This window comes from Klebsiella sp. K5-45, from assembly GCF_030128605.1.
GTDB classification, from domain to species: domain Bacteria; phylum Pseudomonadota; class Gammaproteobacteria; order Enterobacterales; family Enterobacteriaceae; genus Klebsiella; species Klebsiella quasipneumoniae.
This window is the reverse complement of record NZ_JAKUZW010000008.1, coordinates 145,458-164,139: the sequence shown is the minus strand read 5'-3', so window position 1 is coordinate 164,139 and position 18,682 is coordinate 145,458. Positions and strand designations below refer to the sequence as shown.

Below are 18,682 nucleotides of genomic sequence, written 5' to 3'. Positions count from 1 at the left end.
GAGAGAAAATCAGCGCGCGGCCTGCAGCCAGCCGGCAATGTCCTGGGTCGGTAGCGCGTGGCGGGCATTCCAGGTGTCGCCCATCGGCCACCACACGCCATCCCCCCGGGCGAAGGCAGCGCGATAGCGCAGCATGGCGTTATCCGGGTCCGTCCGCAGCTGGTCCAGCAGGGTGGGCAGGGTGTGAACGGCTTTGCTGAACGTCTGCTGCGTCACGCGTTCCACAGTTTCCGCCAGCTGGCGGTAAGAGGTCGTTTCGCCGGCAACAAACACCACCTCGTTGACGATCCGCGGCTGATGCAGATAAATCGCGGTGGTCAGGCGGCCGATATCCGCCGGCGAGGTGACGGTCACCTGGGTGTCCCAGCCGCCAAGGGCGTGAAGGGTTCGGGTGGATAAATTCACCACATCGAAGTCTGGCTCGAAGAGAAAGCTGGTAAACATGCCGGTGGAGACAATGACCCACTCCGTGGCCTGCTGCGCGCGCAGCAGGGTCCGGACATCATACTGCTCGTCCCACACCGGCTGGCCGCTGCCTTTGCCGACCACATCGTAATTGACGCCAAACTGCCAGGGAAAATAGCGGGGCACTCCGGCGGCCAGCACCGCGCGGGTAATTTTTAGCTGCGTCCCCGGACCGGCGACAAACCCCATGCAGTTAATCACGGTGGTGAATCCGCTAAACTGACCAGCCAGCGTCTCCATGTCGCTACCGGCAATGTCGACGGCGAGAAAGGTGGCCCCGGCGTCGGCCAGCGCCTGATGGTTTGCCGACCGCAACTGGCCGGCTTCATCCCAGGCCGCCGGCGAGACGATAACCGAGACCTCGCCCTGACGCTGGATCACCGCAGGCACCAGCGCATCGAGAACGGCGGCGCCCAGTTGTCCCGCTCCCAGCACCAATACCTTTTCCTCGTGGTTAAGATTATCAGATTTCATTTTAACTCCTTACTCAGTTAAGCCTCGTATTGACTGGCTACAGGCTCAGTGTAGAGGGGAGGGCATCATTCGATAAGAACAGGATTTCGGTTTAGACTGTTCGTCATAATGGGATAATAACCGCCAGGGGAGAACGAAATGGACAGACTGGATGCCATGCAGTTGTATGTTGCGGTTGTGGATGCCCACAGCTTCGCCCGGGCGGCGGAGGTGCTGGGGCAGCCGCGCTCAACGGTGTCGCGGGTAGTGAAGGAGCTGGAAGCCTGGCTGGGGGCGCAGCTTCTTCAGCGCACCACCCGCAAGCTCAGCGTGACGGCGGAGGGACGCCGGTATTACGCGGAGTGTAAACGGCTGCTGGCCGAGATGGCGGCGATGGAAGCCTCCTTTCCCGGCCGCTCGGCCCAGCCCGCCGGGCGGTTCAAGGTGGGGATGCCGCAATCTCTCGCCCGACACTGCGTATTGCCAAGGATCGGCGAGTTTCTGCAGCAGTATCCGGACCTGGAGCTGATCCTCTGCTCAAGCGACAACGTGGAAGATATTATCCAGGAGGGATTCGACTGCGTGATCCGTAGCGGACAAATCGAAGATTCCACCACACTGGTAGCCCGTCCTCTGGCCCGCTACCGCTGGATGGTCCTCGCCTCGCCGGCCTGGCTCGCGGCCCACGGCCGGCCGCAGAGCATCGACGATCTGCACCAGCACCGGGCGGTAGGCTATCTGAACCACCGTACCGGGCGGACCATCGACTGGCTTTTCTCCCTCGATGACGGCGATTGCGCGATCCGCATGCAGGAGACGCTGGTGGTCGACGATACCGATGCCTATATCCAGGCCGGCGTTCAGGGGCTGGGCCTGATCCGCGTCGCCAGCTATCTGGCGCAACCTTATCTGCAGAGCGGGGCGCTGGTCGCCTGTCTGGAGCAGGCCGCTTCTGATCTTCCCCTGTCGCTGGTCTATCCGCAAAACCGCTATCTGCCGCCGGCGGTACGCGCATTTTATGACTGGAGCAGACGCGTTCTGCAACCCCCGCTCAGCGAGGCCTGATGTCGGTGGTATTCGCTCCCGCTATGGTCCGCGCATGGCCTGTTTTATCCTCGCTATCAGCCAGTTCAGCGCCGGATCCTGCGCCCGGCGTTTGTGACGCAGTATACACAGGGTAAATTCCGGGTAGGCCACCGGCGGAGCGTCCGCGCGCAGGGCATACTGCGCCTGCCAGCGCAGTGCCAGCCCCTGGGGGACGGTGGCGAAGAGCGGAAGGGTGGTCAGCAGCAGGGGAAAGGTGGAGAAATTCTGCGTGGCAAAGCGCACGCGCCGCGCGAGTCCCTGACTGGCGAGCTGGCGGTCTATTTCCCCGTGGCCGGTTTCGCGATAGGCCACCATCACATGTTCCCAGGCGACGAAATCGCCCACCGACAACGGCCCGCGGCAGGGGATCTGCTGCGGCGACCAGAGAGTGGTCACCCCCATGCTCATCACCGGTTCGCTGACGATCTCCCCGCGGCTCTGTTTGTTGAGGGATACCGCGACATCAATGCGATCCTCCTCCAGCAGCTGGCGTACCTGGAAGGGGTCGGCGGCGAGTGTCTGGAGCGACACCCCGGGCGCCTCCTGCATCAGTCCGGGTAACAGCTGGGGCATCAGCCAGTGTTCGCTCCAGTCGCTGAGGCCGACGCGGAAAAGCTGCCGGGCGCTGGCGGGGGAAAACTCCCCGGCGCCAAACATTGCCGAATGCAGGTGTTCCATCAGCGGCTGCAGCTCGGTCATCAGTGCTTGCGCCCGCGGCGTCGGCAGCATGCCTCTGGCGCTGCGCACGAACAGTGGATCGTCAAACATCTCGCGCAGGCGTTTCAGCGCCCCACTGATGGCCGGCTGGCCAAGATGCAGCGCTTCTGCGGTGCGGGTGACGCTGGCTTCGCGGTACAGCACCATCAAGACCGTCAACAGATTCAGATCGATACGACTAAAATCATTTTCAATGATTTTCTTCATTATGATAATCAATTTGAATGTGGGTTATCCCGGCAGCATAGTGACTATCACCCCGAAAAATCAACCAGCGCAATGCGCGCGGAGGGAGTGATGCAAACTTACCAGACAGGCGACAGTCTGATATTCAAAGTGCCGGAGCGCGAGATTAGCCTGCCGGCGGCGGCGCTCTATCCCGCGGCGTTCCCTGCGACGGAGGCGGACGCCGATAATCAGCCAATCGCGCTGTCGATCCACAGCTGGGTGGTACAGACCCCCCACGATCTGATAGTTATCGATACCGCCACCGGCAACGGTCGGGAGCGCGGCGGCAATCCGCTTTATCATCAACTTAACACGCCCTATCTGGAGAATCTCCGCGCCGCGGGAGTGAACCCGGAGGAGGTGACCCTGGTGCTACTGACCCACCTGCATACTGACCATGTCGGGTGGAATACCGTCTGGCAGGACGATCGCTGGGCGCCGTTGTTTCCCAACGCGCGCTACCTGTGTTCGGCAAAAGAGCTGACGCGGGTGAAGAACAGCGAACGCTACCGGGCGCTGTGGCTCGACAGCCTGCTGCCGGTGATCGAGGCCGGCCAGCTGGAGACCGTCGATGTGGCGGCCAGGCCGCAGGTCGGCGGACGGATCGCCTTTATCCCTACCCCAGGCCACAGTCCTGACCATGCCGCGCTGATCCTCTCCTCTGGCGATGACTACGCCTGTTTCTCCGGCGATCTTCTTCATTCCCCGCGCCAGTTTACCCATCCGCACTGGAACTCGGCGTTCTGCGGCGATCCCCGGCAGGCGGAACGCTCGCGACGGGAGATGATGGCATGGTGCGCAAGCCATCATGCCCAATGGTTCACCGGCCATTTCCCCGGATCCTCCTGCGGCTGGCTGGAGGAAGACAGGCCAGGGGAGAATCGCTGGCGAGACGCCGGACAACGATCTGCAGACGAGGGGGAACGGTGATGAATAATGGCCAGAGCGTATTGGTTTTTGGCGCCACCGGCCAGCAGGGCGGCTCGGTGGCGGGGGCGCTGCTGCACCGCGGCTGGCGGGTACGAGCGCTGGTCAGGGATCCTTTCTCCGCCGGGGCCGTCGCGCTGGCGGCGCGGGGAGCCGAGCTGGTCGTGGGCACCTTTGAAGACCGGGCGACAATGCGGGCGGCGATGGCCGGGGTCGACGGCGTCTTCAGCGTCCAGCCCAGTTCGCCGGGAGGGACGGTGACCGATGAGCAGGAGGTACGCTACGGGATAACCATCGCCGACCTCGCCGTCGAGTGCGGGGTGAAGCATCTGGTGTACAGCTCCGGCAGCGCGGCGGGGGAGACGCCCACCGGCGTAGCGCATTATGACACCAAAGCGGAAATTGAACGGCATATCCGCCGCCTGCCGCTGGCGGCGACCATCGTGCGTCCCGCCACCTTTATGGAGCTGTTGGTGATGCCCGGTTTTGGCCTTGATGAAGGTCATTTTCACTTTTTTATGCTGCCGGAGGGGAGGATGCAGGTGCTGGCGGTGGAGGATATCGGCCATCTAGTCGCGGCAGTTTTTGCCGCGCCAGCGCGGTTTGCCGGCAAGACGTTCGAGATCGCCAGCGACAGCGTGACCGGCCGTCAACTGGAGGCGTTATTCTCCGCGGCGGCGGGACGGCCGATCCCCTATTCGCGATTTTCCGATGAGGTGCTGGCCGCCAGCCCTTTTCTGCACAAGCTGACCGGGCTGGTGGACGACGGGCGGCTGGCCGGGCACGCCGACCTCGACGCCCTGCGCCAGCTGCATCCGCAGCTGCACACCTTCGCCGGCTGGCTGGCGGGCCCCGGCCGTCCCGCCTTCGAGCGGGCGCTGACCAGCGGGGCCAGCTGGGCGTTTAATCGTTAAAGGCGATACCTCCTCTGCGCCGGCGTCTCGGTGTTTGGCCGGCGTGACGACCTGCGCAGGGAGGACCTACAGGTCGTTAAGACAACTCACGAGGAGTACGATTGTAAAATTTTAAGCGGTTTTCACGCACAACGATAGGTAAAAGCGAACATCCAGAATTTTCAGCCGCTTACAATGGAGGAAACACTCTGGGATCGCCTGAATAATGACAATTTACCGATGGGCTTCGGCCTGCCTGTTAAGCATGACCTGCGCCGCTACGGCGGCGGAATTTAAAACCATCGAGGCCGATCTGCTGGCCTCCAACCGGCTGTTCTGTATGACCGGCTATGATCATAAGCCGATCGGCGTGGCGTGGGAGAGCGTCAAATATAGCCGCTATCAGCCGCAGTCGGATGGCGACCGTATTTTCAGCGACACCGTCTCCCGGCGCTTTCTGGAAGAGGAGAATAAGACCGCCTTTTACAATGGCGCCAAATATCGCGTACTGGGTAAACCCGCCAGCGCCTGCTATGACTATTCCGCCGCGCGTATTCAACGCATGGCGGGCTACCTGAAGGTGTAACGGCCCCGCGAGGCGGGCGCTAAAACAGCGCCAGCCGGGCGAGACGGTCCAGCGCGTTGCTCAGCGCGTCGTCCCCAGCCGTCAGACTGATGCGGATAAACCCTTCGCCCCCTTCGCCAAAACCAGTGCCTGGCGCCACCAGAATATGCGCCTCCTGCAGCAGCAGGCGGGCAAACTCTTGTGAACGGTACCCGGGCGGCACGCTCAGCCAGAGGAAGAACGTGCCTTGTGCGGTACGAACCGGCCAGCGCAGCGCGGCCAGTCGACGCAGAACCCACTCCCGGCGCTGATGATACGCCGCCGTCAGCTGCGCAATCCGTTCTGCCGGCAGGCTGAGCGCGGCGATCGCCGCATCCTGAATCGCGCCAAACACCGTGCTGTAGCTGTGGGTGTGCAGCTTTTTAAATGCCCGAATGATCGAGGCGTTGCCGACCGCGAAGCCGAAGCGCCAGCCGGCCATATTAAAGGTCTTGGAGAAGGTGTAGGTTTCCACTCCCCACGCCTTCGCGCCGGGCTGAGAGAAAAGGCTCAGCGGCGCGTCACTGGCCGCGCTGCCGATGGCCGCATAGGCAAAATCGTGCAGGATCGGCACCTGGTGACGGTGGGCAAACTGCAGGGCGCTGGCGAACAGCGCCGGCGTGGCGAGGGCGCCGGTGGGGTTATGCGGATAGTTAAGCACCACCAGCCCGGCCTTGTCAGCCACCTCCCGGGGAAGGTCGTTAAAATCCGGCAGGAAATGGTTCTCAGCCCTGAGCGGCAGGCCATAAAACGTCGCCTGGGACTGCAGCGCCGCTGAGCGATAAATGGGATAGCAGGGATCGGTGGAGATGAGGTATTGCCCGGGACGGAGCAGCGCCCGCGGGATGCCGCCAATACCGATATGCGAGCCCTGAAATACCGCGACTTCGCTGTGCGGATCGAATTCCACATCATACTGGCGACGATAAAAATGGGCGATCGCTTCGCGGACCTGCGGCTTGCCCCAGAATGAGGGGTAGCCATGGTTTTCACGACGATGAATGGCGCTCTGCAGCGCGTCAATCACTTCCGGCGGGGTGGGTTGATCCGGACTGCCGCTGGAGAGGTCGATCAACGGCAGCATGTCGGTGTTGACCTCCGCGGCCAGGTTTTCCAGCAGGCTGAACAGATTCTCTTCCAGGGCGTCCACCAGCGGTGAAGCAGCAAAATCAGGCATAATTTTCCCGGTTTACGTCATCAATAATCTGCCATCTTTAAGGGATTTATGGCGCCTGGCTAAATAACAATATCTGCAAAGGATGATTATTTTTAGGATATGTCGGGATGGCAAAAGGTTATGAGGAATAAGCAAAAGGAAATCCGGCGTTCTGGCTTACAACCCTCTTGCGGCTGTGATTTAATCGCTCAATATCGCCAACCTTCCAGGAAAATACCTTATGAACAAGTCAGTTGCGCTCGGGATGACGCTTGCCCTGTTATCCGCTACCTCTTTTTACGCCACCGCAGATCAAATTATTCGTATCGGCTTCAATCCCGGGCCGTATAAAGAGCAATTTGAAAAAGGGGTCGCCCCCTATTTATTGAGTAAAGGGTATAAAATCGAATATAAAGATTTTAGCGACGGTATTCAGGTCAATGACGCGGTAGCCCGCGGCGATATCGAAGCGAATATTATGCAGCATCCGGTATACCTGAAAGCGATCAATGAGCGGCTGGGGACCGATAACGTGGGCATTGTGCAGGTACCCACACCGCCGATGGGCCTGTATGGCGGCAAACTGACCACCCTGGGCACCCCGGCAGCCGGCACGGTGGTGTCGGTGCCAAACCAGCCGTCGAACGAATATCGCGCGGTGCTGGTGCTGGAAAGTCTGGGCTGGGTGAAGATTAAACCGGACAGCGATCCCGCCACCTTTTCCCAGCGCAACATCGTTGCTAACCCCTATAAAATCGTGCTTAAGGAGATGGACAATGCCCAGCAGGTTCGCGCGCTGCCGGACGTCGACTATGGCCTGATTCAGGGCAATTTCGCCGTCTCCAGCGGCATGGCGCTCACCTCGGCATTAAAGCTGGAGGCCGCCACCAGCCATTTTATTAACGTCGTGACCGTTGCCGGTAAAAATCAGAAGGCGCAGTTTGCCAAAGATATTATCGACGGCTATCACTCTGCCGATTTCAAAAAATATATTCTCAGCCATCCGCAGTATGATGGTTACCTGCTGCCTGATTATTTAAAATGAATAACGCGATGATAGAATTTCGCCATGTCAGTAAAACCTTTTCCAGAAAAGGGCATCCGGTTCTGGCCCTGCAGGATATTAATCTCAGTATCGACCGGGGCGATATTTTCGGCATTATTGGCTACAGCGGCGCAGGAAAAAGCACCTTATTGCGGCTGATTAATCGGCTGGAAACGCCGGGCGAGGGCGAGGTGGTGTTGAATGGTGAGCCGCTACAGGACTGCAGCGGCCAGCGACTGCAGGCGATCAAAAAAGATATCGGCATGATCTTTCAGAATTTTAATCTGCTGAATTCGAAAACGGTATTTCATAACATCGCTATCCCGCTTATTTTGCAGGGACGCGACAAGGCCTTTATCCAGGCGCGGGTTGCGGAGCTGCTGGCGTTTGTCGACCTGAGCGACAAAATGCACAGCTACCCTAATGAGCTGTCGGGAGGGCAAAAGCAGCGGGTCGGTATCGCCCGGGCGCTGGCCACCAACCCGTCGGTGCTGCTGTGCGATGAAGCCACCTCGGCGCTCGACCCCCACACCACGGTACAGATCTTACTGCTGCTGCAGGAGATTAATCGCCGCTATGGCATCACCATTGTGCTGATTACTCATGAAATGTCAGTGATCCAGAAAATCTGTAACAAGGTGGCGGTGATGCAGGCCGGGCGCATTGTTGAGCAGGGGACGGTGTTCGATCTCTTTGCCCAGCCGCAGCATCCGGTCACCGCCAGTTTCGTGCAGTCGGTGGTGCACGATCGCCTGCCGCAGCGGGTGGCGTCGCTCCTGCAGCGCGATAACGGCGCCCGGGCTTTACGCCTCGAATTTATCGGCGCGACGGCCCGGCAGCCGATCATTAACCACCTGATCCGCGAGTATGCTGTCGAGGTGAATATCCTGTTTGCCAGCATGTCCGAAGTTCAGGGCCGGATACTGGGATTTATGATTGTGCAACTCCTCGGCGAGCCTGACGAAACCGAACGCGCTATCACCCATCTGGCCGACGCAGGAGTGAAAATCACCCATGTTTGATCTGATTGATACCGCCATTACCGGCGAGCAGTTTCTGCTGGCGCTGCATGATACCCTGATTATGGTCGCCATCTCACTGGGCTTTGGCGCGCTGATCGGCGTCCCGCTGGGAATTGTGCTGGTGGTTTGTCGTCCCGGCGGCATCGTGGCCAACCCGGTGGTGCATCAGGCGCTGAATCCGCTGATTAACGTGCTGCGCTCGCTGCCGTTTATCATTTTGCTGATTGTGATCCTGCCCTTCACCAGGCTGCTGGTGGGCACGACTATCGGCACCGCGGGGGCCATCGTGCCGCTGATCGTTTTTGTCGCCCCCTATATTGCCCGGCTGGTGGAGAGCTCGCTGCTGGAGGTGGATGAGGGGATCCTTGAGGCCGCAGACGCCATGGGCGCTACCCCTCTGCAGACCGTCTGGCACTTTATGCTGCCGGAGGCGGCGGCGTCGCTGATTCTGGCCCTTACCACCGCGACCATCGGTCTGCTTGGCGCGACCGCCATGGCGGGAACGGTGGGCGGCGGCGGGATCGGCGATCTGGCGATCACCTACGGCTATCAGCGCTTCGACGCCTTTGCCACCCTCACCACCGCCCTGGTGCTGATTGTTATTGTCCAGCTTATCCCGCGCCGGGGATGCCCCGGCTAGCGTGCGCAGACCGCGGCGAAGGCGCTGGCTACCCGCGCAATATTGCCGCGGTTGAGCCCGGCCACGCAGACCCGACCGCTGGCGATCAGATAGATGCCGTGCTCTTCGCGCAGAACGTCTACCTGATCGGCGCTAAAGCCGGTGTAACTGAACATGCCGCGCTGGGTCAGCAGATAGGAAAAATCCTCCGCCGGCAGGGCTGTCTGCAGGGATTTCACCAGCGCGACGCGCATGGCGCTGATGCGGGTGCGCATGGCCTCCACTTCTTCCTGCCACAGGGCATTCAGCTCGGGATCGTTGAGCACCTGCGACACCACCTGGGCGCCAAACCCCGGCGGGCTGGAGTAGTTGCGACGCACGGTGGCTTTCAACTGGCCCAGCACGCGCCCGGCGGCATCGGCATTGTCACAGACCACCGACAGGCCGCCGACACGCTCGCCGTACAGCGAAAAAATCTTCGAGAACGAGTTACTAACCAGCGCCGTCAGCCCGGCGCTGGCGATGGCGCGGATGGCATAGGCATCTTCATCCAGCCCACGGCCAAAGCCCTGGTAGGCAATATCGAGGAACGGGATCAGCTCCCGGGCGATCAACACCTCAATCACCCGATCCCACTGCTCGGGGGTGAGATCGGCCCCCGTCGGATTATGGCAGCAAGGATGGAGCAGCACGATGCTGCGCGACGGGAGCTGCTGGAGGGCGGCAAGCATGGCGGGGAAATTGACCCCGCGAGTGGCGCTGTCGAACCAGGGATAGGTATGCACCTCGAAGCCCGCCCCGGCAAAGATGGCCACATGGTTCTCCCAGGTCGGATCGCTGACCCAGACCGCGGAGTCGGGGAAGTAGCGCTTGAGAAAATCCGCGCCCACCTTCAGCGCGCCGGAGCCGCCCAGCGTCTGGATGGTGGCGATGCGTCCGGCACGCAACGCCGGATGATGTTCGCCAAACAGCAGCGTCTGGACCGCGCGGCGATAGGGCGCCAGTCCCTCCATCGGCAGATAGAGGCTGGCCTTTTGCAACTGGCTCTGTAGCCGGTCAGCGGCCTGGCGGACCGCCTCCAGCTGAGGAATGATGGCCTGCTCGTTATAGTACAGCCCGATGCTGAGGTTAACTTTGTCTGCCCGGGGATCCTGTTGAAAGGCTTCCATCAGCGACAGGATAGGATCGCCCGCGTAGGCGTCGACGTTCTGGAACACAGTGGTTACTCCTGAAATGACCGTTAAAGGTGAAGCCATTACACCGCATAGCGTCCGGGGCGGTGGTTCATGGCGATAATCGAATTCAAAATCACGGCGCCGAGGACAGAGACCAGCAGCATCGGCAGGCTAACCACCCACAGGGAGGCGGTGACGATGCAGGCGTCCACTACCATCTGGAATTTACCGGCGCGGATGCCGCTTTTATCCTGCAGATAGAGGGCCAGAATATTGACGCCGCCGAGGCTCGCTTTATGGCGGAACAGCACCACAAAGCCGATACCGACCATGATGTTGCCGAAGAGGGTGGCGTAATAGGGGTTCAGGCGATCGACATGGATAAAGTAGCCGTGCAGGTCGGAGAACAGCGACACCAGTCCGACCGCGCAGAAGGTTTTCAGCGTGAAGGCGGCGCCCATCCGCCGGACGGAGAGCCAGTAGAAGGGCAGATTAATGGCGAAGAAAACCACGCCGAACGGCAGGTGGGTGGCGTAGTGGATCAGAAAGGCCATGCCTGCCGTCCCGCCGGTCAGGGCACCGGCCTGACGAAACAGGATAATACCAAAGGAGATCATTAGCGTGCCGAACAGCAGCGCCAGGGTATCCTCCAGCCAGGTGTGGGTCAGTTTTTCAGGGGAAAGGACGTTATCCATAAATAAGCACTATCTTTTCGTTAACAAGGATAAGCGCTTGTTTGCAAAAATCGCACCAGCGGAGAGTGCCCGGGCGATCGTTTGCGGAAAAAATAGCCGTGGTTTAGCCTAACCTGTTGTTCTGACAGGAAGAGAAAATTGCACGGGTCGTGCGTTTTATGGTTTCCTAATGCGTGAATTGTGCGAATTTGCCGCTTGTCGCGCATTGTCTGGCCCCGCGTCTGCACCAGCGCAGGGCACTGTGCCCCGGTTCAGCGCAGCGGGGGCGTGCCCGGCATCAGCTGGCCGTTCTCTTTCAGGCGGTTGAGCACAACGGCAGTTTTCAGATGGGCCACCCCTTTGTTTTGCGCCAGAATATGGCTGATCAAATGGCTCAGACCGGGCAGGTCCGGGACCGTTACCCGCAGCAGATAATCGGCGTCGCCGGTGGTTTTCCAGGCGTCCAGAATGGCGTCCACTTCACTGAGCATCTGATGAAAGCTCTCCACGCATTGCGGGGTGTGATTCAGCAGACGCACCTCAATCAGGCCAAGCATCTCCTGCCCGGCGGCATCCGGCGCCAGACGCGCATGGTAGCCGAGGATGAGCTGCGCCTGTTCAAGGGCGATACGCCGGCGTGAACACTGGGAAGCGGACAGGCCGATAAGCTCGCTCAGTTCCTGATTGGTTAAACGGCCATTGGCCTGCAGCAGGGTAAGAATTTTCAGATCATAGTCGTCGATGTTGTACATAGTGGCCACTAGCGGAACGTAAAAGTGACTAACAGCCTAACAGTTTTTTGCCTGGCGTGAAGCCTGGGCGGACGGCGGCAAAGCGGATGCACCAAAATGGGTCAGGTTCATGCATTAAGCTGCTCTTTTTCTCATGATCTGTGCGTAATCTGGCCAGTTTTCGCGTGTGATGCGCCAGGTCAGCGCCGCGATGAGCAGCTACCGGAACTGATGTGAAAACAATATTTTAATATAATTCAATGTATTACTTTTTGTCTGCCGCTGCGCGGCGATCCGCTGGCCTGAAAGTTGCTACCGGCGAAAGTGACTTTTCACAGACAGGGGCAGGTCAGAGATGACAACGCAGCAAGAGCATCAGTTAAAACGCGGGTTAAAAAACCGCCACATCCAGTTGATCGCCCTCGGGGGGGCGGTCGGCACTGGACTGTTTTTAGGTATTGCGCAAACGATCCGTATGGCAGGCCCTTCGGTCCTGCTGGGGTACGCCATCGCCGGGGTTATCGCCTTCTTTATCATGCGTCAGCTTGGCGAAATGGTGGTAGAGGAGCCGGTGGCGGGTTCGTTCAGCCATTTCGCCAACCGCTACTGGGGGCCCTTCGCCGGGTTTATGTCAGGCTGGAATTACTGGGTGTTGTACGTGCTGGTAAGCATGGCGGAGCTGACGGCGGTGGGGATCTATATTCAGTACTGGTGGCCGGAGGTACCCACCTGGCTGTCGGCGGCGATCTTCTTCGTGGCGATCAACGCCATCAACCTGACGCACGTCAAAGTGTATGGCGAGCTGGAGTTCTGGTTCTCGATTGTCAAAGTGGCCGCTATCATCAGCATGATCGCCTTTGGCTGCTATCTGTTATTTAGCGGTCACGGCGGCCCGGCGGCGACGGTGGCCAACCTGTGGCAGGACGGGGGATTTTTCCCTAACGGTATCACGGGCTTGGTGATGGCCATGGCGGTGATCATGTTCTCCTTCGGCGGGCTTGAGCTGGTGGGGATCACCGCGGCGGAAGCCGATGAGCCGCATAAAACCATTCCCAAAGCCACCAACCAGGTGATCTACCGGATTCTGCTGTTTTACGTGGGGTCGCTGGCGGTCCTGCTGTCACTCTACCCGTGGCGGAACGTCGTGGAAGGGGGAAGCCCTTTTGTGCTGATCTTTCACGCCATTGACAGCAATATTGTGGCCAACGCCCTCAATCTGGTGGTGCTCACCGCCGCGCTGTCGGTCTACAACAGCTGCGTCTACTGCAACAGCCGGATGCTGTTCGGCCTGGCTCAGCAGGGCAACGCCCCGCGTGCGCTGCTGCGAGTGAACCACCGCGGGATCCCATTGACCGCCCTGGCGGTATCCGCCGTCGCCACGGCGCTTTGCGTGGTGATTAACTATGTGATGCCCGGGAAAGCCTTTGCCCTGCTGATGGCCCTGGTGGTGGCCGCCCTGGTCATCAACTGGGCGATGATCTGCATCACTCATCTTAAGTTCCGCCGCGCGATGCAGCGGGCCGGGAAGGTAACGGCTTTCCAGAGTTTCGCCTATCCCCTGACAAACTGGCTGTGTCTGCTGTTTCTCGCCGGGATCCTCGGAGTGATGTATCTGACCCCGGACATCCGCATCTCCGTCTGCCTGATCCCGGTATGGCTGCTGATCCTTGCCGCAGGCTATCTGCTGCGCAGGAAAAGCGCGCTGGAGCCGGTGGCGGCGCTGGAGGAGCGTTAATCTGCGATGCCCTGCGTGGCGGCAGGGCGATATTGTTGCGCTGAAAACATATAGCGCCAATATATAGGATGGTTTATATAATTACGATAAATGATAACTAACAATATCACGCTGAATATAAATGAGAATGTGAGGTGACCGCGCGCTTTTTATTGATCTTGCGTACCGCTTTGCTACTATCCAGCCGGCATTGAGTCTTTATTTTATAATGCCTGGAAATGGAATGGTAAAATACATAATGGAGTAGGGTATGAAGCATGTGCACAAGCTGGCCTGGATTGGCCTGTTCGTCAATATTATTATCTGTTTTGTCGCGCGTAATTTATTACTCGATGAAGGACAACTGAATTTCCATAGTCGGGTGGACAGCATGTGGTCCTGGCTGGTTCTTGCCCTGTTTATCGCCGTGGTGGTTCAGGCGCTCAGCATTATGCTGTCTGGCCGCTATCCTTATATGGCCATTGTGCTGGCCTTTATTGGCGGTATCGTGATGATACCCATCAGCATGATCTTTCTGGTCGGCAGCCTGTTCAGCTTTCAAACGCGGATTAACGCCGGTTTTACCCCGTGGCGGTCAACAACCGGGGCGATGAGCCGCGACGATAATCACCAGCTATTAACCTTTAATGCATCCGCTTTTTATCCGCAGGGAGCGCTGGCGCTCATCGCCGGGATAATTATCTTAATGATTGGCATGGGTATTGGCGGCGTATTTATTGCCGCCGGTATTCTGGCGTTGTGCAACGGCTATCGTCTGCAGAATCGGGTGGTGATTGGCGTCAGCGGCGAGTCGATGATATTTACGCCGGGTCTCTATGCCGACACCTACATTATTCCTTTGCGCGATGTAGTTCTCGCTGAGCGCGGCAGTCATGATGCGAAAGTCCGGCTGCTCATCCCGTCGACAGGCAGAAGTATCACCTTGCGCAAAAAAATGCTCGCCGGCGATAACGTCAGCGACACCTTCGCCGCGATCCTTGCAAAACTGACCACCGTTTAGCGCCGGCAGGAAGAAAAGCCGCCAGCGACAACGAGGGCCCTGGCGGCGGAAGGGGAAACATCAACGGCAGGCGCGTCGGCCTGGCCTTTGGTATACCGCAACAGGCTGCCTGTTAATCCACGTTAGTAAAATAATCGCGCGCGGCGGTCTCGACGCGCTTTGCGTCCAGCCCGGTCTTCTCAGTGATCTGCTCGATAAACGGTTTAAATTTTTCGTCCATCACGTTCCCTCCTTCCCAGTGGGCGACGTAAAATTTGCACTGATAGCGATAAAAATGGAGAGTGGTATCTCCTAACGTGTAGTACATGAGCTTCTCCTGTCCGGTATTGCGGTCACCGCGTCCACAGCGTCAGCAACCTTTTTCTCATCACGATCGATCTGTTCTCTATCCTCCTCCCAATTGGCTGAAATTTCCAGCGGTGCTTTACGCAAAAAGGCAGGATAAAGAAAGGATAATCTGCTGACAGGCAGTGATTATTTCTGGAGTCAGGGCGGTGACCCGGTTACCTGCGGGCCGCGCAGATAACCGGAGTAGCGACAGGCTTAGCGCAGCGCGTTGCGCTCGTCGGCGGTCAGGTCGAGGGTTTGCGCCACGCCGCTTTCCGCGGAACGCACCGCCGCTTCCAGAACGGCCATTACCGCCAGCGCTTCAACCGGCGGCACCGGATTGGCGATCTGGCCCTTCAGCGCGTCGCGGATCTGCATATAGTACTGGCGCTGATCGCCCGACGGGGTAGGCTGAGTTTGGGCCTGCAGCGAGGCGTCATAGATCACCAGCTTGTCATCATCCTGACCCCAGCCGGCGCTCCCCGGTACCACACCCGCCAGCAGCTGGCTCTCCTGCTGGTCGGCCCGCGCTTTGACAACGCTGCCTTTATCGCCATGCACGGTAAAGCGCGAGGAGCCCCCCGCAACCAGCATGCTACAGTGCAGGATCGCTTTATGCGCCGGGTAGTTTAACACCACGTGCGCCCAGTCGTTGATCTCCGCGCCGTCGCGCAGGGTGGCGATGTTGCCCTGTACCGACTGCGGCAGACCAAACAGCTGCAGCGCCTGATCGATCAGGTGCGGCCCCAGATCAAACCATAAGCCGCTGCCGGGGACGTTCTGCTCGCGCCAGCGGACGCGGACTTCCGGGCGGAAACGGTCGAAATGGGACTCAAAATGTTTCACCGTGCCGATGACGCCCTGCTCAATAACCTGACGGATCCCGAGATAGTCGCTGTCCCAGCGGCGGTTATGGAAGACGGAGAGCAGGCGCTGTTTCTCCTGCGCCAGGGCGATCAGCTCCCGGGCCTCCTGCATATCAAGGGTAAAGGGTTTGTCCACCACCACATGCTTGCCGGCGTTCAGCGCCAGGCGGGCCAGCGGCGCGTGCGTGGCGTTGGGGGAGGCGATGACCACCAGATCGACATCCGGATGCTGGACCGCCGCTTCCGGGGAGGCGATCACCGTGACGTCCGGCAGGTCGCGTTTGACTTTTTCTTCATCACGCGAGGCGACGAAGGCCAGGTTCAGGCCCGGCACCGAACGGATAAGCGGCGCGTGGAAGGTCTTACCGACGAAGCCATAGCCAATCAGGGCGATATTTATCGTGTTGTTACTCATCAGGTTCTCCGCGTTGTTAAGCATCAGCAATATGTACAGAGAGGGCAGGGTCATCCCCCAGCTCAGGCCAGGGACGATCGAGGAAAAGATGGTGAATGTCGCTGAGACCGGCCACCAGCCAGGGTTCGCAATGGTTGACTTTGGTATGGTCCGCCACCAGCCAGTGTTCCGCGCTGGCGGCGAGCATGGCGCGTTTTACGTCGGCATCGGCCTCCTGGCTGGCGCTCAGTCCAAGCTCGGCATGCAACGCGCAGGCGCCGAGAATCGCGATATCGGCGCGGTAGCGCGCTACCAGCGACAGCGTGGCGCTGCCGGCGAACAGCCGCTGCTCACTGTCCCACTGGCCGCCAAGCAGGATGAGCTGGATATCGGCGCGGTCGCTAAACAGCTGGGCGATATCCAGCGAAGCGGTGATCACGGTCATGGGGCCTTTCAGCTGGCTAGCGACGGCCAGCAGGGTACTCCCGGCGTCGAGAAACAGCGTCGAACCGGAGGGGATGCGCGCGGCGACCTGCTGGCCGAGACGCTGCTTGGTTCCGGGGAGCAGGGCGTTTCTTCCCTGGCGCGTCATCGCCGGGACGTTAAGCGCGATGGCGCCGCCGTGGCTTTTCTGCAGTACGCCCTGGTTTTCCAGCTCGCTGAGATCCCGGCGTATGGTATCGGCCGACACCTGCAGCGCATCAACCAGTTCGCTGATGCTCAGCTGACCGGTTTCACTCAGCCGGTCGAGGATGTGTTTTTGTCGGGCGAGCTTATGCATGACGAGAGACTCCGCAAGTTGACGCAATAAGCGGCATAATACAGCATAAAGTCGCAAAATAAACCGCAAAAAGTCGCACTGAGGCGCGCAAAACCTGAAGAACTTGATTTCACTACACTTTAACGTTAAATGAGGAAGGTGGGCGCGGCCCGGGGGAAAGCGCTTTTTAATGAAGCGATTAGCCCCTTTCACCGAGCAATAAACAGCGAAAAAGCGCGCTTTCGCGTACCTTATACAGAGTGCGTGCAATGTGACAGGCATGGATTAACGGAGGTTGAGTGGACGCGATTAAAGGCTCGGAGTTGCAGATACCGGACGCGATCTTCGCGTGGGTGCTCGACGGGCAGGGGGGCGTGAAGCCGCTCGCCGATAACGATATTATCGACAAAGAGAAGCCCTGCTGGCTGCATCTCAACTATACCCATAGCGACAGCGCCGACTGGCTGGCTGCCACCCCGCTACTGCCTAATAACGTGCGCGATGCCCTGGCGGGCGAGAGCACCCGACCGCGGGTAACGCGGATCGGCGACGGGGCGCTGATCACCCTGCGCTGCATCAACGGCAGCACCGATGAACGCCCAGACCAGCTGGTGGCGATGCGTCTGTATATGGATGAGCGGCTGATCGTCTCCACTCGTCAGCGCAAAGTGCTGGCGCTTGACGATGTGCTGGGCGACCTGAAGGAGGGCAATGGGCCGACGGACTGCGGCAGCTGGCTGGTGGAAGTCTGCGACGCGCTGACCGATCATGCCAGTGAGTTTATTGAACAACTGCACGACCGAATAATCGACCTCGAAGACGACCTGCTCGATCAGCAGGTGCCGCCGCGCGGTTTCCTTGCCCTGCTGCGTAAACAGCTGATCGTGATGCGCCGGTATATGGCGCCGCAGCGCGATGTTTACGCCCGGCTGGCCAGCGAGCGCCTGCCGTGGATGAGCGACGATCAGCGGCGGCGGATGCAGGATATCGCCGAGCGGCTGGGGCGCGGGCTGGATGAGATCGACAGCTGCATCGCCCGGACGGCGATCATGAGCGATGAGATCGCCCAGATTATGCAGGAGTCGCTGGCGCGGCGGACCTATACGATGTCCTTGATGGCGATGGTGTTTCTGCCCAGCACCTTTTTAACCGGCCTGTTCGGCGTCAACCTCGGCGGGATCCCTGGCAACAGCTGGCATCTGGGGTTTAGCCTCTTCTGCCTGATGTTAGTCGTTGTCATCGGTGGTGTTGCATGGTGGTTACATCGCAGTAAATGGTTGTAAAGAATCGCCTTTTAGCAGCGACGATGCCGGGAAAACCCGGCAATGTTTGAGCGAAATCAATAAACCCTCTACCCATTCAGGGCAATATCTCTCTCGCAGGTGAATGCAACGTCAAGCGATGGGCGTTGCGCTCCATATTGTCTTACTTCCTTTTTTGAATTACTGCATAGCACAATTGATTCGTACGACGCCGACTTTGTTGAGTCGGCTTTTTTTTGCGCTCTCCTGACCAGCTTCTACGCTTACTAAGACACCCGACGGTCTTCAGGCCGTTTACGCCTGCGGGTACGCCCGTATCACTTTCCGGGAGGCCACTATGCATTACGCTTCAGGGCTGACAGCCCAGTCTATCCCCATCTCGCCCGAGCCGAACGATCCGGTTCCTTTACCCGATCCACGACCGCGTCCGCAGCCGCAGCCCGATCCGCCGCCTGATGAAGAGCCGATTAAATTGTCGCATCAGGCGCGGAGATCTGCGAGGATACGCGCCTGCAGATCGTCTGTCCTTTAATACGAGAATAC

At 59.4% G+C, this 18,682-nt stretch carries 20 protein-coding genes; 11 read left to right on the top strand and 9 right to left on the bottom strand.

The features are described from left to right. Window positions 1-9: 9 nt before the first annotated feature. Entirely contained in the window at window positions 10-939 is a 930-nt protein-coding gene (locus MKS11_RS18070) for an aromatic alcohol reductase (protein WP_087771361.1), read from the bottom strand. Between the two features lie 138 nt (window positions 940-1,077). Between MKS11_RS18070 and MKS11_RS18065 the strand changes: the two genes are divergently transcribed. Continuing rightward, window positions 1,078-1,983, top strand: a complete 906-nt coding sequence (locus tag MKS11_RS18065) for a LysR family transcriptional regulator (protein WP_049092182.1) — start codon at window positions 1,078-1,080, stop codon at window positions 1,981-1,983. A gap of 21 nt (window positions 1,984-2,004) precedes the next feature. Here the strand turns inward: MKS11_RS18065 and MKS11_RS18060 are convergent, their stop codons facing one another. Then, window positions 2,005-2,928, bottom strand: a complete 924-nt coding sequence (locus MKS11_RS18060) for a LysR family transcriptional regulator (RefSeq protein ID WP_087771362.1) — start codon at window positions 2,926-2,928, stop codon at window positions 2,005-2,007. Between the two features lie 87 nt (window positions 2,929-3,015). Between MKS11_RS18060 and MKS11_RS18055 the strand changes: the two genes are divergently transcribed. The 3 genes from MKS11_RS18055 to MKS11_RS18045 all read left to right on the top strand — a co-directional run bounded on the left by MKS11_RS18055 (window position 3,016) and on the right by MKS11_RS18045 (window position 5,355). Next, window positions 3,016-3,879, top strand: a complete 864-nt coding sequence (locus MKS11_RS18055; protein WP_165474106.1) for an MBL fold metallo-hydrolase — start codon at window positions 3,016-3,018, stop codon at window positions 3,877-3,879. Further along, complete coding sequence (locus MKS11_RS18050) at window positions 3,879-4,790, top strand: NmrA/HSCARG family protein (RefSeq protein WP_087771363.1); 912 nt, start codon at window positions 3,879-3,881, stop codon at window positions 4,788-4,790. The genes MKS11_RS18055 and MKS11_RS18050 overlap by 1 nt, the downstream gene beginning before the upstream one ends. A gap of 205 nt (window positions 4,791-4,995) precedes the next feature. Further along, window positions 4,996-5,355: a hypothetical protein gene (locus MKS11_RS18045; RefSeq protein ID WP_048294633.1), complete on the top strand. Its 360-nt coding sequence runs from the start codon at window positions 4,996-4,998 to the stop codon at window positions 5,353-5,355. Between the two features lie 19 nt (window positions 5,356-5,374). Here MKS11_RS18045 and MKS11_RS18040 read toward each other — a convergent pair whose 3' ends face one another. Next, the gene (locus tag MKS11_RS18040; protein WP_069734195.1) at window positions 5,375-6,550 is read right to left on the bottom strand and encodes an aminotransferase class I/II-fold pyridoxal phosphate-dependent enzyme; all 1,176 of its coding nucleotides are present in this window, start codon (window positions 6,548-6,550) and stop codon (window positions 5,375-5,377) included. 220 nt (window positions 6,551-6,770) lie between these two features. On the opposite strand from MKS11_RS18040, the gene MKS11_RS18035 reads away from it, so the two are divergent. Genes MKS11_RS18035 through MKS11_RS18025 form a run of 3 tightly spaced genes read left to right on the top strand, consistent with a single transcriptional unit; the run spans window position 6,771 to window position 9,236 of the window. Continuing rightward, on the top strand, window positions 6,771-7,574 hold the full coding sequence (locus tag MKS11_RS18035; protein ID WP_004203972.1) for a MetQ/NlpA family ABC transporter substrate-binding protein: 804 nt from the start codon (window positions 6,771-6,773) through the stop codon (window positions 7,572-7,574). An 8-nt stretch (window positions 7,575-7,582) separates the two neighbouring features. After that, window positions 7,583-8,596: a methionine ABC transporter ATP-binding protein gene (locus MKS11_RS18030; protein WP_048294638.1), complete on the top strand. Its 1,014-nt coding sequence runs from the start codon at window positions 7,583-7,585 to the stop codon at window positions 8,594-8,596. Beyond that, entirely contained in the window at window positions 8,589-9,236 is a 648-nt protein-coding gene (locus MKS11_RS18025) for a methionine ABC transporter permease (RefSeq protein WP_284109640.1), read from the top strand. The genes MKS11_RS18030 and MKS11_RS18025 overlap by 8 nt, the downstream gene beginning before the upstream one ends. Here MKS11_RS18025 and MKS11_RS18020 read toward each other — a convergent pair. The 3 genes from MKS11_RS18020 to MKS11_RS18010 all read right to left on the bottom strand — a co-directional run bounded on the left by MKS11_RS18020 (window position 9,233) and on the right by MKS11_RS18010 (window position 11,816). Further along, the gene (locus MKS11_RS18020; RefSeq protein ID WP_043522070.1) at window positions 9,233-10,432 is read right to left on the bottom strand and encodes an amino acid aminotransferase; all 1,200 of its coding nucleotides are present in this window, start codon (window positions 10,430-10,432) and stop codon (window positions 9,233-9,235) included. The genes MKS11_RS18025 and MKS11_RS18020 overlap by 4 nt on opposite strands. A 38-nt stretch (window positions 10,433-10,470) precedes the next feature. Next, a complete protein-coding gene (locus tag MKS11_RS18015; RefSeq protein ID WP_040218056.1) occupies window positions 10,471-11,085 on the bottom strand; it encodes a YitT family protein in 615 nt (204 codons plus the stop codon). 251 nt (window positions 11,086-11,336) lie between these two features. Beyond that, a complete protein-coding gene (locus MKS11_RS18010; RefSeq protein ID WP_023318081.1) occupies window positions 11,337-11,816 on the bottom strand; it encodes an Lrp/AsnC family transcriptional regulator in 480 nt (159 codons plus the stop codon). Window positions 11,817-12,150: 334 nt separating this feature from the next. Between MKS11_RS18010 and MKS11_RS18005 the strand changes: the two genes are divergently transcribed. Together MKS11_RS18005 and MKS11_RS18000 are read left to right on the top strand one after the other, a co-directional pair. Continuing rightward, window positions 12,151-13,530 (top strand): amino acid permease, encoded by a 1,380-nt coding sequence (locus tag MKS11_RS18005; protein WP_004203977.1) that lies wholly within the window; start codon window positions 12,151-12,153, stop codon window positions 13,528-13,530. Between the two features lie 250 nt (window positions 13,531-13,780). Further along, the gene (locus MKS11_RS18000) at window positions 13,781-14,530 is read left to right on the top strand and encodes a hypothetical protein (protein WP_004203979.1); all 750 of its coding nucleotides are present in this window, start codon (window positions 13,781-13,783) and stop codon (window positions 14,528-14,530) included. A 112-nt stretch (window positions 14,531-14,642) separates the two neighbouring features. Here MKS11_RS18000 and MKS11_RS17995 read toward each other — a convergent pair whose 3' ends face one another. The 3 genes from MKS11_RS17995 to MKS11_RS17985 all read right to left on the bottom strand — a co-directional run bounded on the left by MKS11_RS17995 (window position 14,643) and on the right by MKS11_RS17985 (window position 16,898). Continuing rightward, window positions 14,643-14,837 carry a hypothetical protein gene (locus MKS11_RS17995; protein ID WP_004203980.1) on the bottom strand — a complete coding sequence of 65 codons (195 nt, stop codon included), beginning with the start codon at window positions 14,835-14,837 and terminating at the stop codon, window positions 14,643-14,645. A gap of 236 nt (window positions 14,838-15,073) precedes the next feature. Continuing rightward, entirely contained in the window at window positions 15,074-16,192 is a 1,119-nt protein-coding gene (locus tag MKS11_RS17990; protein WP_080837638.1) for an oxidoreductase, read from the bottom strand. After that, the gene (locus MKS11_RS17985; RefSeq protein ID WP_053810500.1) at window positions 16,155-16,898 is read right to left on the bottom strand and encodes a DeoR/GlpR family DNA-binding transcription regulator; all 744 of its coding nucleotides are present in this window, start codon (window positions 16,896-16,898) and stop codon (window positions 16,155-16,157) included. The genes MKS11_RS17990 and MKS11_RS17985 overlap by 38 nt, the downstream gene beginning before the upstream one ends. Window positions 16,899-17,176: 278 nt before the next feature. On the opposite strand from MKS11_RS17985, the gene zntB reads away from it, so the two are divergent. Together zntB and MKS11_RS17975 are read left to right on the top strand one after the other, a co-directional pair. Beyond that, entirely contained in the window at window positions 17,177-18,160 is a 984-nt protein-coding gene (zntB, locus tag MKS11_RS17980) for a zinc transporter ZntB (protein ID WP_004203984.1), read from the top strand. Between the two features lie 334 nt (window positions 18,161-18,494). Continuing rightward, window positions 18,495-18,671, top strand: a complete 177-nt coding sequence (locus MKS11_RS17975; RefSeq protein ID WP_369707506.1) for a hypothetical protein — start codon at window positions 18,495-18,497, stop codon at window positions 18,669-18,671. Window positions 18,672-18,682: the final 11 nt, after the last annotated feature.